Genomic DNA, 15,330 nt, shown 5'->3' with positions numbered 1-15,330 from the left:
AATTGCTATCTGCAATTTTACCCGATCAGGATCCATTGAAACGATCGGGACCGCGGATCATAGCGTAAACTGAGAAAGAGATCTTCTGTTTCTCACAGATTCTTCCCGATTTATCCACAGGATGATCCAGAATCGGCTAAGTGTAAACGATCCTGGAGAAGTGCTGCAGGTTTTAGCGCGCATATTGAAAAAATTAATGAGTAAAGATGCTTTACTGCTTAAACGATCTAATAAAGATCCCGGGCGATCCTTGCGCTTTATCCACCAGCCCGTATAATTCTTACCCCCAGCGAGTAACGGTCGCCTTACGGCGTCAACGCTGCCTGTTTTTCACACAAAACCTTGTGGAAAAAAGCGGGAAATAAGGAAAGAGAATTGACTCCGGAGTGTACAATTATTACAATCCGGCCTCTTTAATCACCCACACTGTGGCGTAAGTCGTTCGAAACTCGTTCGGGTATACGCAAAAGTCAGTGAATTTATTCAAGTTTAGGTAGAAATCGCCATGAAACGCACTTTTCAACCGTCTGTACTGAAGCGCAACCGTTCTCACGGCTTCCGTGCTCGTATGGCTAATAAAAATGGTCGTCAGGTTCTGGCACGTCGTCGTGCTAAAGGCCGTTCTCGTCTGACCGTTTCTAAGTAATAAAAGCTAGCCCCTGAGTGGTTAAGCTCGCATTTCCCAGGGAGTTACGTTTGTTAACTCCCACTCATTTCACATTCGTCTTCCAGCAGCCACAACGGGCTGGCACGCCGCAAATCACCATCCTCGGCCGCCTGAATTCGCTGGGGCATCCCCGTATCGGTCTTACCGTCGCCAAGAAAAATGTTAAACGTGCGCATGAACGCAATCGGATTAAACGTCTGACGCGTGAAAGCTTCCGTTTACGTCAGCACGAACTTCCCGCAATGGATTTCGTGGTGGTGGCGAAAAAAGGGGTTGCTGACCTCGATAACCGTGCTCTCTCGGAAGCGTTGGAAAAATTATGGCGTCGCCATTGTCGCCTGGCTCGCGGGTCCTGATAGCCCTCATTCGGGTCTATCAACGCCTGATCAGTCCGCTGCTTGGGCCGCATTGCCGTTTCACTCCAACCTGTTCGAGCTACGGAATTGAGGCATTGCGCAGGTTTGGAGTGATAAAAGGCAGTTGGTTGACGGTGAAACGCGTATTAAAATGCCACCCTTTACACCCTGGTGGTGACGATCCCGTCCCGCCCGGACCATTTGATACCAGAGAACACTAACGATGGATTCGCAACGCAATCTTTTAGTCATCGCTTTGCTGTTCGTGTCTTTCATGATCTGGCAAGCCTGGGAGCAGGATAAAAACCCGCAACCTCAGGCCCAACAGACCACGCAGACAACGACCACCGCAGCGGGTAGCGCCGCAGACCAGGGCGTACCGGCCAGTGGCCAGGGGAAACTGATTACGGTTAAAACTGACGTGCTTGATCTGACCATCAACACCCGTGGTGGTGATGTGGAACAGGCTTCGCTGCCAGCTTACCCGAAAGAACTTGGTTCTACCGAACCGTTCCAGTTACTGGAAACCACGCCACAGTTCATCTACCAGGCACAGAGTGGCCTGACAGGTCGTGACGGCCCGGATAACCCGGCTAACGGCCCACGTCCGCTGTACAACGTCGAAAAAGACGCATTTGTACTGGCAGACGGTCAGAACGAACTGCAGATCCCGATGACCTATACTGACGCAGCGGGTAACACGTTCACTAAAACGTTTGTCCTCAAGCGTGGTGAATATGCTGTCAACGTTAACTACAGCGTGCAGAACGCCGGCGAGAAACCGCTGGAAATCTCCACCTTTGGTCAGCTGAAGCAATCCATCAATCTGCCATCTCATCGCGACACCGGTAGCAGCAACTTTGCGCTGCACACCTTCCGTGGCGCGGCGTACTCCACGCCGGATGAGAAGTATGAGAAATACAAATTCGACACCATTGCTGAAAACGAAAACCTGAACGTCAACGCTAAAGACGGTTGGGTCGCAATGCTGCAACAGTATTTCGCAACGGCATGGGTTCCGCGTAACGACGGCACCAACAACTTCTACACCGCTAACCTGGGTAACGGCATTGCCGCTATCGGCTATAAATCTCAGCCGGTACTGGTACAGCCAGGCCAGACTGGCGCGATGACCAGCACTCTGTGGGTCGGCCCGGAAATTCAGGACAAAATGGCGGCCGTTGCACCGCACCTGGATCTGACCGTGGATTACGGCTGGTTGTGGTTCATCTCTCAGCCGCTGTTTAAACTGCTGAAGTGGATCCATAGCTTCCTGGGTAACTGGGGCTTCTCCATCATCGTTATCACCTTTATCGTTCGTGGCATCATGTACCCGCTGACCAAAGCGCAGTACACCTCCATGGCGAAGATGCGTATGCTGCAGCCGAAGATTCAGGCTATGCGTGAGCGTCTGGGCGATGACAAACAGCGTCAGAGCCAGGAAATGATGGCCCTGTACAAAGCTGAGAAGGTTAACCCGCTGGGCGGATGCTTCCCGCTGATCATCCAGATGCCAATCTTCCTGGCGTTGTACTACATGCTGATGGGCTCCATTGAACTGCGTCATGCGCCGTTCGCGCTGTGGATCCATGACCTGTCTGCACAGGACCCGTACTACATTCTGCCGATCCTGATGGGCGTGACGATGTTCTTCATTCAGAAGATGTCTCCGACCACCGTGACCGACCCGATGCAGCAGAAGATCATGACCTTTATGCCGGTCATCTTCACCGTGTTCTTCCTGTGGTTCCCGTCAGGTCTGGTGCTGTACTATATCGTCAGCAACCTGGTAACCATTATTCAGCAGCAGCTGATTTACCGTGGTCTGGAGAAGCGTGGGCTGCATAGCCGCGAGAAGAAAAACTCCTGATTCGGTGTAGGCCGGATTAGGCGAAGCCGCCATCCGGCAAACGGAACATAACGTAAAGGGCGGTCATTAGACCGCCTTTTTTATTGCATCACAAAGAGACATATCATGAGCCATAACGACACCATCGTCGCTCAGGCCACCCCTCCGGGACGTGGTGGCGTGGGTATCCTGCGTATCTCCGGCCTGAAAGCGCGCGAGGTCGCAGAAACCGTGCTGGGCAAACTGCCAAAACCGCGTTATGCCGATTATCTGCCGTTTAAAGACGCAGATGGCAGCGCGCTGGATCAAGGCATTGCCCTGTGGTTTCCCGGCCCAAACTCCTTTACCGGTGAAGACGTTTTAGAGCTGCAGGGTCACGGCGGTCCGGTGATTCTTGATCTGCTGCTCAAACGTATTCTGACCATTCCCGGGCTGCGCATTGCCAGACCCGGTGAATTCTCCGAGCGCGCATTTCTCAATGATAAGCTCGATTTAGCCCAGGCCGAGGCGATTGCCGACCTGATCGATGCCAGCTCGGAGCAAGCGGCTCGCTCGGCGCTGAACTCGTTGCAGGGCGCCTTTTCCGCACGGGTAAATCATCTTGTGGAAGCGCTCACTCACCTGCGCATCTACGTGGAAGCGGCGATTGATTTCCCGGATGAAGAAATCGACTTCCTGTCTGACGGCAAGATTGAAGCGCAGCTCAATAGCGTTATCAGCGACCTTGATGCCGTACGTGCCGAAGCGCGTCAGGGCAGCCTGCTGCGCGAAGGGATGAAGGTCGTGATTGCTGGTCGCCCGAACGCCGGGAAATCAAGCCTGCTAAACGCGCTGGCAGGCCGCGAAGCCGCCATTGTCACCGACATCGCCGGCACCACCCGCGACGTACTGCGTGAGCATATCCATATCGACGGCATGCCGCTGCACATTATCGACACCGCCGGTCTGCGCGATGCCAGCGATGAAGTGGAACGAATTGGGATCGAACGCGCATGGCAGGAAATCGAACAGGCCGATCGCGTACTGTTTATGGTTGATGGCACCACCACCGACGCCGTGGACCCGGCTGACATCTGGCCCGACTTTATTGCCCGTCTGCCTGCCAAACTACCTATTACCGTGGTGCGTAACAAAGCGGATATTACCGGTGAAACGCTGGGTCTTAGCGAAGTAAATGGCCACTCACTGGTGCGTCTCTCCGCACGTACCGGGGAAGGCGTTGACGTGCTGCGCAACCATCTCAAGCAGAGCATGGGCTTTGAAACCAATATGGAAGGCGGCTTCCTGGCGCGTCGTCGTCACCTACAGGCGCTGGCAGAAGCGGCGGAGCATCTCGAGCAGGGCAAAGCCCAACTGCTCGGAGCATGGGCCGGGGAATTGCTGGCAGAGGAGCTACGTCTGGCTCAGCAAAACCTCAGTGAGATTACCGGTGAATTTACCTCCGACGATCTGCTGGGACGGATTTTCTCCAGCTTCTGTATCGGTAAGTAACGTGTGTTGCCCGGTGGCGCGATGCCTACCGGGTCTACAGGCCCCGTAGTCTGGATAAGGTGTTTACGCTCCCGTCCTGCAACAATAATTTCCCATGAGGAAAACACTGTTGTCCAAATGGCAACTCGTGCAGTTGACTCTCTGCCCGTATCCTAAGCGCCACATTCCTTATGAGGTCGCTATGACACGCTTTCTAATCTGCAGTTTTGCCCTGGTTCTACTTTATCCCGCCGGTATTGATATGTATCTGGTGGGGCTGCCCCGTATTGCGGCCGATCTACAGGCCAGCGAGGCGCAACTGCATATCGCGTTTTCGGTTTATCTGGCGGGAATGGCGACGGCGATGCTTTTCGCCGGAAAAGTCGCCGACCAGTCAGGACGTAAACCGGTCGCCATAGTCGGCGCCCTCATCTTTATTTTCGCCTCTGCGCTGTGTTCATTTGCCGAGAGCGGTACACCGTTCCTGGTCGGCCGTTTTATTCAGGGCGTGGGCGCAGGCTGCTGCTATGTGGTGGCCTTCGCTATTCTGCGCGATACGCTCGACGATCGCCGCCGGGCAAAAGTGCTGTCGCTGTTGAACGGAATCACCTGTATCGTACCAGTACTGGCTCCGGTGATGGGGCATCTGATTATGCTCAAATACCCGTGGCAAAGCCTGTTCTACACGATGATCGGTATGGGTGTGGTTGTATGCTTGCTGTCGGTATTTATCCTGCGAGAATCACGCCCAGCGACCCTCACGGCGTCTATACCAAAGAACCACGCCAACGAGTCTTTGGTGAACCGTTTTTTCTTAAGCCGTCTGGCCATTACCACTCTCAGCGTGTCGGTGATCCTGACCTTCGTGAATACCTCTCCAGTGTTGCTAATGGAAGTGATGGGCTTCGACCGTGGTGAGTATGCCACGACGATGGCCATGACCGCAGGTATCAGTATGGCGGTCTCTTTCTCGACGCCGTTCGCCCTCAGCGTATTCAAGCCTCGCGTTCTGATGCTGACCTCTCAGGTGCTGTTTCTGTCTGCAGGCGTGGTGTTAACCCTCGCCAGTTCGCATATGGTGACGCTGTTTGGGCTGACCTTAATCTGCGCCGGGTTCTCGGTTGGTTTTGGTGTCGCCATGAGTCAGGCGCTGGGGCCGTTCTCGCTGCGGGCAGGGGTTGCCAGCTCGGCGTTAGGTATTGCGCAGGTTTGTGGCTCATCGTTATGGATTTGGCTGGCAGCGGTCCTCGGCCTTGATGCGCTGAATATGCTGATCGGGATTCTGATTGGCTGTAGCATAGTGAGTATCATGCTGATTATCACTGTTGCCCCCAACCGGTCCGCGCCAACTCATGAAGAAATCCCTCAGCAGTCTCGATCTTAATTTGTTGCTGTGCCTGCAGTTATTGATGCAGGAACGCAGCGTTACCAAAACCGCCAAACGGATGAACGTCACGCCGTCGGCGGTCAGTAAGTCGCTGTCGAAACTGCGGACCTGGTTTGACGACCCGTTGTTTGTAAACACCCCGCTGGGACTTACGCCGACGCCGTTAATGGTCAGCATGGAGCAGAATCTGGCAGAGTGGATGCAGATGAGCAATCAATTGCTGGATAAGCCGCACCATGAGGCTCCGCGCGGGTTGAAGTTTGATCTGGTGGCCGAAACGCCGCTGGTAATGATCATGTTCAACGCCCTCTCCCGGCAGATCTATCAGCGTTATCCCCAGGCGACAATCAAAATACGCAACTGGGACTATGATTCACTGGATGCGATTATTCGCGGCGAGGTGGATATCGGCTTCACCGGTCGCGAAAGCCATCCGCGTTCGCGAGAACTGCTGAGCCTACTGCCGTTGTCGATCGACCATGAAGTGCTGTTTTCCGATCTCCCTTGCGTCTGGCTACGTGAAGATCATCCGGCATTGCAGGAAGAGTGGAGTCTGGACACATTTCTGCGCTATCCCCACATCAGTATTAGCTGGGAGCAAAGCGATACCTGGGCGCTGGACGATGTGCTTCAGGAGATGGGGCGCACACGCAATATCGCGTTATGCCTGCCAGGTTTTGAGCAGTCGCTGTTTATGGCCGCCCAGCCGGATCATGCGCTGATAGCCACCGCGCCGGTCTATTGTCAGCGTTATAACCAACTCCACCAGCTTCCGCTAGTGGCGCGTCCTATGCCATTTGATGCTGCACAGTTAGAGAAAATGCGCGTACCGTTCACTCTCCTTTGGCATAAACGTAACAGCCATAATCCGAAGATCGTCTGGCTGAAAGACACGATCAAGGCGTTGTATCGCGATATGTCCTGACGATCCGCCGCCAGAGTGTTGCTTAAATGACCATTCTGGCAACAGAAATGTAAATGTCGCGTAATGTATTCCATTTCCGTTTATTTTTTAGCCTGTAAAACCTGCCTGAACGCCGTGTAAATGTTACTCTGGTAATAATAACGGACCATTAATCACGGAGCGAAAAATGGCGACACATTTTGCCAGAGGGATTCTTACGGAGGGACACCTGGTTTCAGTTCGTCTCCCTACTCCATGTCACATTGAAGCAAGAAATCTACCCGCTCACCGCCGAACACGTTTCCTGGCCTCCCGCAGTCTTCTCGCAGAACTGATGTTCATGCTTTACGGCACCAGCACGTTGCCTGAGATTGTTACTGAGGCGAAAGGTAAGCCCGTTTTTCGCGATAAAAACCTGCCGGGATTTTCGATTTCTTATGCTGGAAATATCGTTGGCGTTGCGCTGACAACAGAAGGTGTTTGCGGCCTGGATATGGAGCTTCAGCGAGCGACACGGGGTTTTCACAATCCGAATTCAACACAAACCTGGCGCTTCTCCAGTAACGAAAACCTGTGGATCAATAACCAAAACGACCCAAACGAAGCGCGTGCGCAGCTCATTACGTTGCGCCAGAGCGTTCTCAAACTCACTGGCGATGTGTGTAATGACGATCCGCGCGAACTCCAGCTTTTACCCGGCGCAGGACGTCTGAAATGTGCCCATGTTGCGCAGGTGGAAGCCATTTGCGATGCGGAAGATGTGCTGGTGTGGTCGGTTGCGGTTACGCCAACCATTGAAAAACTCAAGGTTTGGGAGTTTGATGGTAAACAGGACTGGAAAAGTTTGCCTGATATCCAGACTCGCGCCAATGAGCCAACGGGTCGTCTGATCCGGTTCTCTCAATTATGCGCAGCGAAAAGCCATACGCTTAACTGATTTAACCTTCATGATGAAACAGGAGTCACCATGTCTGAAACATTGAATGTTGTTACGTTACTGGGAAGTCTGCGCAAAGGTTCGTTTAACGGCATGGTTGCCCGCACGCTGCCTAAAATTGCGCCCGCAGGAATGGAAGTGAGCGCGTTACCGTCGATTGGTGATATCCCGCTGTACGATGCCGACCTCCAGCAGGAAGAAGGCTTCCCGGCCAGCGTAGAAGCGCTGGCAGAGCAAATAAGGAAAGCTGATGGTGTTGTTATTGTGACACCGGAATATAACTATTCTGTTCCTGGCGGACTGAAAAACGCCATCGACTGGCTGTCCCGCCTGCCCGATCAGCCATTATCTGGCAAGCCGGTGCTGATTCAGACCAGCTCAATGGGCGCTATTGGCGGCGCGCGCTGTCAGTACCATCTTCGTCAGATCCTGGTGTTCCTCGACGCCATGGTGATGAACAAGCCGGAATTTATGGGCGGGGTCATTCAGAACAAGGTGGATCCGCAGACGGGTGAAGTAATCGACCAAAGCACGCTGGACCATCTGACCGGTCAACTGACCGCATTTGGCGACTACATTCAGCGCGTGAAAGCGTAAACGAAAAAGCCCGGCGATTTGCCGGGCTTGTCTTTCTAAAACCAAATAAACAGCGATCAGTGCGCGTCGATAAACACAATCTTCAGTACAAACAGCAGCGCGACAACGATGACGCACGGGCTGAGATCGCGCAAACGTCCGGTCCCGATTTTCATCACGCAGTAGGAAATAAAGCCCAGCGCGATACCTTCGGTAATCGAGAAGCTAAACGGCATCATCACGGCGGTAATAAACGCAGGAACCGCTTCTGTCAGGTCATCCCACTTCACGCGCGACAGGCTTGATGTCATCAGCACACCGACGTAAATCAGCGCACCGGCCGCGGCATAGCCCGGCACCATTCCCGCCAGCGGCGACAGGAAGATAACCAGCAGGAACAGCAGGCCAACGACCACGGCTGTCAGACCGGTACGTCCGCCGACAGAAACCCCGGAAGAAGATTCAATATACGCGGTAACGGAAGAAGTACCGATAAACGCGCCGGTAACAGATGACACGCTATCTACATACAACGCCTGCTTCATACGCGGGAACTTGCCCTTCGCATCCGCCAGACCGGCTTTATCCGTAACGCCAATCAGCGTACCGGAGGAGTCGAACAGGTTGACCAGCATGAATGAGAAAATCACCCCCGCCAGGCCAATATTAAACGAACCGGCCAGATCGACATGGCCAATAACGGACATCACGCTCGGTGGCGCAGAGACGATACCGTTGTAATGCACATCGCCCAGCATCCAGCCTAGTAACGTGGTCACAATGATGGAGATCAGCACCGCCGCATGAATGTTGCGTGACGCCAGAATCGCGATGATAAAGAAGCCCAGAATACCGAGCAGCACGCTGTGAGACGTCAGGTTGCCGATGGACACCAGCGTGTCTTTGTTCGCCACAATAACACCAGCGTTTTTCAGCCCCATCATGCCGATGAACAGACCAATACCGCTGGTGATCCCCACGCGCAGGCTAACCGGGATATTTGCAATCATCCAATAACGTACGCGGAAAATTGTCAGCAGCAGCAAACCTACCGCGCCCCAGAAGATAGCGCCCATACCAATCTGCCAGGAGAGGCCCATCGCGCCGACGACCACGAAAGCAAAGAATGCGTTCAGGCCCATAGCAGGCGCAAGGGCGACCGGCAGGTTGGCAAACAGGCCCATCAGGATGCTACCAAAAGCAGCAATAAGACAGGTGGTAACAAAGACGGCGCTGGTATCCATGCCAGCTACGCCAAGAATTTGCGGGTTAACAAAAACGATATACACCATCGTCAGGAAGGTCGTTAAACCGGCGATCACTTCGGTCCGTGCCGTCGTGCCATGTTCGCGCAGTTTGAACACGCGTTCCAGCATCCCCTGGCCAGAAGCCTGGGTTGTGTGTTGTTGACTCATTATCAATTTCCGAACAAGGAGGGAAAATTCGTCGCTATCCTATACCAAAATGCGACAATAGGGTTGGGTTATGAGCAACTTTTTTCATTGATTTTGCTTATACGGCAACGATTGCGTGGCCCAATAATGCATTACGAAAACGTTAAACTTGTTAAAATGGAAATGACATGTCCCAGATAGAAGCCGTATTTTTTGACTGTGACGGTACCCTTGTCGACAGTGAAGTGATTTGTTCTCGCGCGTATGTCAGCATGTTCCAGGCGTTCGGCATTACGCTCGATCTTGAAGAAATTTTTAAACGCTTCAAAGGGGTAAAGCTGTACGAGATCATCGACATTATCAACGAAGAGCACGGTGTCGAACTGGCAAGAGCTGATTTAGAACCGGTTTACCGCGCTGAGGTCGCACGTCTGTTCGATACGGAACTGGAGGTGATCGCTGGCGCTAATGCGCTACTGGACAGTATGACAGTGCCCATGTGCGTAGTCTCTAACGGTCCGGTCAGTAAAATGCAGCATTCGCTGGGTAAGCTGGGCATGTTGCACCATTTTCCTGATTTATTGTTCAGCGGTTACGATATCCAACGCTGGAAGCCCGATCCGGACCTGATGTTCCATGCGGCAACAGCGATGGACGTCAACGTTGAGAACTGCATTCTGGTCGATGATTCCAGTGCTGGCGCGCAGGCGGGGATTGCGGCGGGAATGGAAGTATTCTATTTCTGCGCCGATCCGCACAACAAACCGATCGATCATCCAAAAGTGACGACTTTTACCGATTTGGCCCAGTTGCCGGAATTGTGGAAAGCGCGCGGATGGAATATTACGCGTTAACTGAAATGCCGGATGGCGCTGACGCTCATCCGGCCTATTTTCTACGTTTTTATTACTCTTTCGGATCTTTCCCCGCCAGCAGCTTATCCAGCTCATCACCACCTACATGACGGAAATCTTGTCCCTTCACGAAGTAGAAAATGTATTCGCAGATATTCTGGCAACGGTCACCGATACGCTCGATGGAACGGGCGCAAAACAGCGCGGTAAGCACGCTTGGGATAGTACGCGGGTCTTCCATCATATAGGTCATCAGCTGACGCACGATGCCTTCATATTCCTGGTCAACTTTCTTATCTTCACGATAAATACGTACCGCTTCGTCCAGATCCATACGCGCAAACGCATCCAGCACGTCATGCAGCATCTGCACAGTGTGGCGGCCCAGTGATTCCAGGCTGACCAGCAGCGGCTGATGCTGATGCGAGAATTTCTCCAGCGCGGTGCGACAAATTTTGTCCGCCACGTCGCCAATACGCTCCAGCTCAGCGATGGTTTTGATAATCGCCATCACCAGGCGCAGGTCGCTGGCGGTCGGCTGACGTTTGGCAATGATACGCACGCAGGCTTCGTCGATCGCCACTTCCATCATGTTGACGTTCTTATCGCCTTCAATGACGCGCTTCGCCAGCTCGCTGTCCTGGTTATGCATGGCGGTAATCGCATCAGAAAGCTGCTGCTCCACCATGCCGCCCATGGTCATCACCTGGGTACGGATGCTTTCCAGCTCGGCGTTGAACTGGCCGGAAATATGTTTATTTAGGTTAAGGTTATCCACAACAAGCTCCTGAATCAGCCGTAACGACCGGTGATGTAGTCTTCAGTTTGTTTCTTCGCGGGCTTGGTGAACAGATCGTCCGTGTTGCTGAACTCAATCAACTCGCCCAGGTACATAAATGCCGTGTGATCGGAACAACGTGCCGCCTGCTGCATGTTGTGGGTCACGATAACAACGGTGTAATCCTCTTTCAGCTCGGTGATCAGCTCTTCGATACGCCCGGTAGAGATCGGGTCGAGCGCTGAACATGGCTCATCCAGCAGAAGCACTTCCGGGCGAATGGCGATGCCACGCGCAATGCACAGACGCTGCTGCTGACCACCAGAGAGAGAGTACCCACTCTGGTGTAATTTATCTTTGGTTTCGTTCCACAATGCGGCCTTGGTCAATGCCCACTGCACACGCTCGTCCATATCCGCACGAGAGAGTTTCTCAAACAGACGCACGCCAAACGCGATGTTGTCGTAGATGGACATCGGGAACGGCGTCGGCTTCTGGAATACCATCCCCACTTTGGCACGCAGCAGCGCGATATCCTGGGTATTGGTGAGAATATTGTCGCCATCCAGCAGGATTTCACCTTCTGCACGCTGTTCCGGGTACAGCTCAAACATTTTGTTGAACGTACGAAGCAGCGTCGATTTACCACAGCCTGACGGCCCGATAAACGCCGTAACCTGGTTTTTAGCAATATCCAGGTTGATGTTCTTCAGGGCATGGAATTTGCCATAGTAGAAGTTCAAATCACGAACCTGAATCTTACCCGGGGCAGTATCAACCATACTCATTTCAATCTATTCCTCATCCGGCGCCGCATCAGCCACGCCGTAAAAATTAACCGTGTTTCTTCTTCGCGAAAATAACGCGCGCCAGAATGTTCAGCAGCAGTACGCACAGGGTAATAATCAGTACCCCAGCCCAGGCCAGTTGCTGCCACTCAGCAAACGGGCTCATCGCAAACTTAAAGATAGTGACCGGCAGGTTGGCGATAGGCTGCATCATGTCGGTGCTCCAGAACTGATTGGAGAGCGATGTAAACAGCAGCGGAGCCGTTTCACCGGCAATACGCGCAATAGCCAGCAGGACACCTGTAATAATGCCCGAGACAGACGCCTTCAGGGTGATCGCAGAAATCATCTTCCACTTCGGCGTACCCAGCGCATAGGCAGCTTCACGCAGGCTGTCCGGCACCAGTTTGAGCATGTTCTCTGTAGTACGAATAACAATGGGCACCTGCAGCAGCGCCAGCGCGATAACGCCCGCCCAGCCGGAGAAGTGCTCCATTTTTGCTACCACAATGGTGTAAACGAACAGACCGACCACGATTGATGGCGCAGAAAGCAGGATGTCATTGATAAAACGGATGACCTCAGCCAACCAGGACTTACGTCCGTACTCAGCCAGGTAGATGCCCGCCATAATACCCAGCGGGGTACCAAACACGGTCGCCCACAGGATCAACAGTCCGCTACCGGCCAGAGCGTTCGCCAGACCACCACCAGCTGTATTCGGCGGCGGCGTCATTTCGGTGAATAGCGCCAGCGACATACCGTCGATACCACGGGTAATCGTGGACATCAGGATCCAGATAAGCCAGAACAGACCGAACGCCATGGTCGCCATAGAGAGCGTCAGGGCGATACGGTTCTTCAGGCGGCGACGCGCCTGCATTTTACGGCGGGATTCCGCAAGCGCAGTGGTGTTTTGCATTTCAAGCGTAGCCATTAGCGTGCCCCCTCGTTCTTCGCAAGGCGCATGATCATGAACTTAGACGCAGCCAGTACGATGAAGGTGATCACAAACAGAATCAGGCCCAACTCCATCAACGCGGCAACGTGCAGACCTGATTCCGCTTCGGCAAATTCATTCGCCAACGCAGAGGTAATACTGTTGCCCGGCATATACAGCGATGCACTGTCGAGCTGATAGGTGTTACCGATGATAAAGGTCACCGCCATGGTCTCGCCAAGTGCGCGACCCAGACCCAACATCACGCCGCCGATCACGCCATTTTTGGTGAACGGGAGGACGATGCGCCAGATAACTTCCCAGGTGGTACAACCGATGCCGTAGGCTGACTCTTTCATCAGCACCGGCGTTTGTTCGAACACATCGCGCATAACCGCCGCAATGTAAGGAATAATCATGATAGCGAGGATCACGCCCGCAGCCAGAATCCCAATACCAAACGCCGGACCAGCAAACAACGCGCCAACAAACGGAATGTTGGAAAGGATGTTACCGACCGGTTCCTGGAAATAAGTCGCAAACAACGGAGCAAAGATAAACAGGCCCCACATGCCGTACACGATACTTGGAATTGCCGCCAGCAGCTCAATAGCGATACCCAGCGGGCGACGCAGCCAGCCGGGCGCAAGTTCAGTCAGGAACAAAGCAATGCCGAAACTCACCGGAACGGCAATCAGCAGTGCGATAAGCGAGGTGACCAGCGTACCGTAAATCGGGACTAATGCACCGTAGATATCATTTGGCGCATCCCATTCTTTAGTCCACAGGAAGGAGAAACCAAATTTCTGAATGCTTGGCCAGGAGGAGATAACCAGAGAGACAATGATGCCACCCAACATCAATAGCACAATCAGCGCAGCCAGTTTTACCAGCGCGCTGAATATCATGTCACCCTTTTTACCCGGTGGGTTAAAAGCAGGCTTTGTTGCAGCCATAAATCACTCTTTAAGTTAAACGCGTTTACTAAGTTGCCCATGCCGGATAGCGCTACGCTTATCCGGCCTACACTCAGGGCCTACGGTAGAAACCGTAGGGCGGATAAGCGTAGCGCCATCCGCCAATTCGTCAAAAATATTCTATTAGTACAGCGCTTTACCGCTGCTGTCTTTCACGTTGGTTTTCCATGCAGCACGAACCTGCTCAACCACGCTGTCCGGCAGGCTGGCATAATCCAGGTCATTAGCCTGTTTGCCGCCATTTTTGTACGCCCAGTCGAAGAACTTCAGCACTTCAGCGCCCTGCTCAGGTTTCTTCTGCTCTTTATGCACCAGGATGAAGGTGGTGGAAGTGATTGGCCACGCATCGTCACCTTTCTGGTTGGTTAGATCCTGCGCGAAGGTTTTGCTCCAGTCAGCGCCTTTCGCGGCGTTAGCAAAGTTCTCTTCGGTCGGGCTTACCGGTTTGCCATCAGCAGAGACCAGCCTGGTGTACGCCAGATTGTTCTGCTTAGCGTAAGCGTACTCAACGTAGCCGATTGAACCAGGCAGACGTTGGACGAATGCGGCGATACCGTCGTTACCTTTACCGCCCAGACCGGTCGGCCAGTTAACGGTAGAACCGGAACCAATTTTAGATTTCCACTCTTCGTTCACTTTTGCCAGGTAGCTGGTGAAGACGAAGGAAGTACCGGAACCGTCAGCACGACGCACAACGGCGATGTTCTGCGAAGGCAGTTTCAGACCTGGGTTCAGTTTGGTGATGGCTTCATCATCCCACTTCTTAATTTTACCCAGGTAGATGTCGCCCAGCGTTTTACCGTCAAGCACCAGCTCGCCGGATTTCAGGCCAGGGATATTCACCGCCAGCACCACACCGCCGATCACGGTCGGGAACTGGAACAAGCCTTCTTGATTGAGTTTTTCGTCAGACAGCGGCGCATCTGAGGCACCGAAATCAACGGTATTCGCAGTGATTTGTTTTACACCACCGGAGGAGCCGATACCCTGGTAGTTTACTTTGCTACCAGTCTCTTTCTGATAGGTATCTGCCCATTTGGCATACACTGGCGCAGGAAAAGTTGCACCTGCACCTGTCAGGCTCGCTGCGGCAAAGGCAGAGAACGCGCTCATGGATAAGGTCGCGGCGACAACAGTTGCGACAGTGGTACGCATAACTTTCATAATGTCTCCTGCACGGTTTTCGTAAATTGTTGTTTGAGTTGCTACTGTGAGCAAAATAGGACAAACAGGTGACAGTTAAATGTACGAAATATGACAGTTTTATGACAATGAAAAATAATGCGCCAGGAACAATTAAAAACAGTATAAAAACAGAAGGTTAATCGATTATGTGACAATCATATTTCGGCAAAATTTTCTTTTTATGACACTGAAAACAGTAGCTGAAGATGACGGTTTGTCACATAAAACAGGCGGGATAATTGATTAAAAACAGAACAAGCTTAAAAAA

At 52.9% G+C, this 15,330-nt stretch carries 16 protein-coding genes; 10 read left to right on the top strand and 6 right to left on the bottom strand.

What is annotated here, in order from left to right; genetic code table 11:
* Positions 1-505 precede the first annotated feature (505 nt).
* The 9 genes from rpmH (at position 506) to M4I31_RS23970 (ending at position 8,167) form a co-directional block, all read left to right on the top strand.
* The gene (gene rpmH, locus M4I31_RS24010) at positions 506-646 is read left to right on the top strand and encodes a 50S ribosomal protein L34 (RefSeq protein WP_003023858.1); all 141 of its coding nucleotides are present in this window, start codon (positions 506-508) and stop codon (positions 644-646) included.
* A gap of 17 nt (positions 647-663) precedes the next feature.
* On the top strand, positions 664-1,023 hold the full coding sequence (gene rnpA, locus M4I31_RS24005; RefSeq protein ID WP_003844432.1) for a ribonuclease P protein component: 360 nt from the start codon (positions 664-666) through the stop codon (positions 1,021-1,023).
* Positions 987-1,244, top strand: coding sequence for a membrane protein insertion efficiency factor YidD (gene yidD / locus M4I31_RS24000; protein ID WP_003023846.1), 258 nt, complete (start codon positions 987-989; stop codon positions 1,242-1,244). The genes rnpA and yidD overlap by 37 nt, the downstream gene beginning before the upstream one ends.
* Before the next feature lie 2 nt (positions 1,245-1,246).
* On the top strand, positions 1,247-2,893 hold the full coding sequence (yidC, locus tag M4I31_RS23995; protein WP_006687746.1) for a membrane protein insertase YidC: 1,647 nt from the start codon (positions 1,247-1,249) through the stop codon (positions 2,891-2,893).
* A 105-nt stretch (positions 2,894-2,998) separates the two neighbouring features.
* Complete coding sequence (gene mnmE / locus M4I31_RS23990; protein WP_032945460.1) at positions 2,999-4,363, top strand: tRNA uridine-5-carboxymethylaminomethyl(34) synthesis GTPase MnmE; 1,365 nt, start codon at positions 2,999-3,001, stop codon at positions 4,361-4,363.
* Positions 4,364-4,544: 181 nt separating this feature from the next.
* Positions 4,545-5,726 carry an MFS transporter gene (locus M4I31_RS23985; protein ID WP_085049154.1) on the top strand — a complete coding sequence of 394 codons (1,182 nt, stop codon included), beginning with the start codon at positions 4,545-4,547 and terminating at the stop codon, positions 5,724-5,726.
* Complete coding sequence (gene yidZ, locus M4I31_RS23980; RefSeq protein ID WP_038635741.1) at positions 5,695-6,654, top strand: HTH-type transcriptional regulator YidZ; 960 nt, start codon at positions 5,695-5,697, stop codon at positions 6,652-6,654. Before M4I31_RS23985 ends, yidZ begins: the two co-directional genes overlap by 32 nt.
* Before the next feature lie 166 nt (positions 6,655-6,820).
* Positions 6,821-7,570 (top strand): 4'-phosphopantetheinyl transferase superfamily protein, encoded by a 750-nt coding sequence (locus M4I31_RS23975; RefSeq protein WP_069323648.1) that lies wholly within the window; start codon positions 6,821-6,823, stop codon positions 7,568-7,570.
* Between the two features lie 30 nt (positions 7,571-7,600).
* Complete coding sequence (locus M4I31_RS23970; protein WP_003023832.1) at positions 7,601-8,167, top strand: NADPH-dependent FMN reductase; 567 nt, start codon at positions 7,601-7,603, stop codon at positions 8,165-8,167.
* Positions 8,168-8,223: 56 nt separating this feature from the next.
* On the opposite strand, the gene adeP is transcribed toward M4I31_RS23970, so the two are convergent.
* The gene (adeP, locus tag M4I31_RS23965; protein ID WP_006687753.1) at positions 8,224-9,561 is read right to left on the bottom strand and encodes an adenine permease AdeP; all 1,338 of its coding nucleotides are present in this window, start codon (positions 9,559-9,561) and stop codon (positions 8,224-8,226) included.
* Positions 9,562-9,728: 167 nt separating this feature from the next.
* Between adeP and yieH the strand changes: the two genes are divergently transcribed.
* On the top strand, positions 9,729-10,394 hold the full coding sequence (gene yieH / locus M4I31_RS23960; RefSeq protein WP_038635752.1) for a 6-phosphogluconate phosphatase: 666 nt from the start codon (positions 9,729-9,731) through the stop codon (positions 10,392-10,394).
* A gap of 52 nt (positions 10,395-10,446) precedes the next feature.
* On the opposite strand, the gene phoU is transcribed toward yieH, so the two are convergent.
* From phoU to pstS, 5 genes are all read right to left on the bottom strand, one after another.
* Positions 10,447-11,172, bottom strand: coding sequence for a phosphate signaling complex protein PhoU (gene phoU, locus M4I31_RS23955; protein WP_038635754.1), 726 nt, complete (start codon positions 11,170-11,172; stop codon positions 10,447-10,449).
* A 14-nt stretch (positions 11,173-11,186) separates the two neighbouring features.
* Positions 11,187-11,960, bottom strand: coding sequence for a phosphate ABC transporter ATP-binding protein PstB (pstB, locus tag M4I31_RS23950; protein ID WP_003023821.1), 774 nt, complete (start codon positions 11,958-11,960; stop codon positions 11,187-11,189).
* A 46-nt stretch (positions 11,961-12,006) separates the two neighbouring features.
* Entirely contained in the window at positions 12,007-12,897 is an 891-nt protein-coding gene (gene pstA, locus M4I31_RS23945) for a phosphate ABC transporter permease PstA (protein ID WP_003827037.1), read from the bottom strand.
* Complete coding sequence (gene pstC / locus M4I31_RS23940) at positions 12,897-13,856, bottom strand: phosphate ABC transporter permease PstC (protein ID WP_038635761.1); 960 nt, start codon at positions 13,854-13,856, stop codon at positions 12,897-12,899. The genes pstA and pstC overlap by 1 nt, the downstream gene beginning before the upstream one ends.
* 144 nt (positions 13,857-14,000) lie before the next feature.
* Positions 14,001-15,041, bottom strand: a complete 1,041-nt coding sequence (gene pstS, locus M4I31_RS23935; RefSeq protein WP_038635764.1) for a phosphate ABC transporter substrate-binding protein PstS — start codon at positions 15,039-15,041, stop codon at positions 14,001-14,003.
* Positions 15,042-15,330: the final 289 nt, after the last annotated feature.

The sequence above is a fragment of the Citrobacter sp. XT1-2-2 genome, from assembly GCF_023516235.1.
Classification (GTDB): domain Bacteria; phylum Pseudomonadota; class Gammaproteobacteria; order Enterobacterales; family Enterobacteriaceae; genus Citrobacter; species Citrobacter werkmanii.
This window is presented reverse-complemented; position numbering and strand designations above follow the sequence as displayed.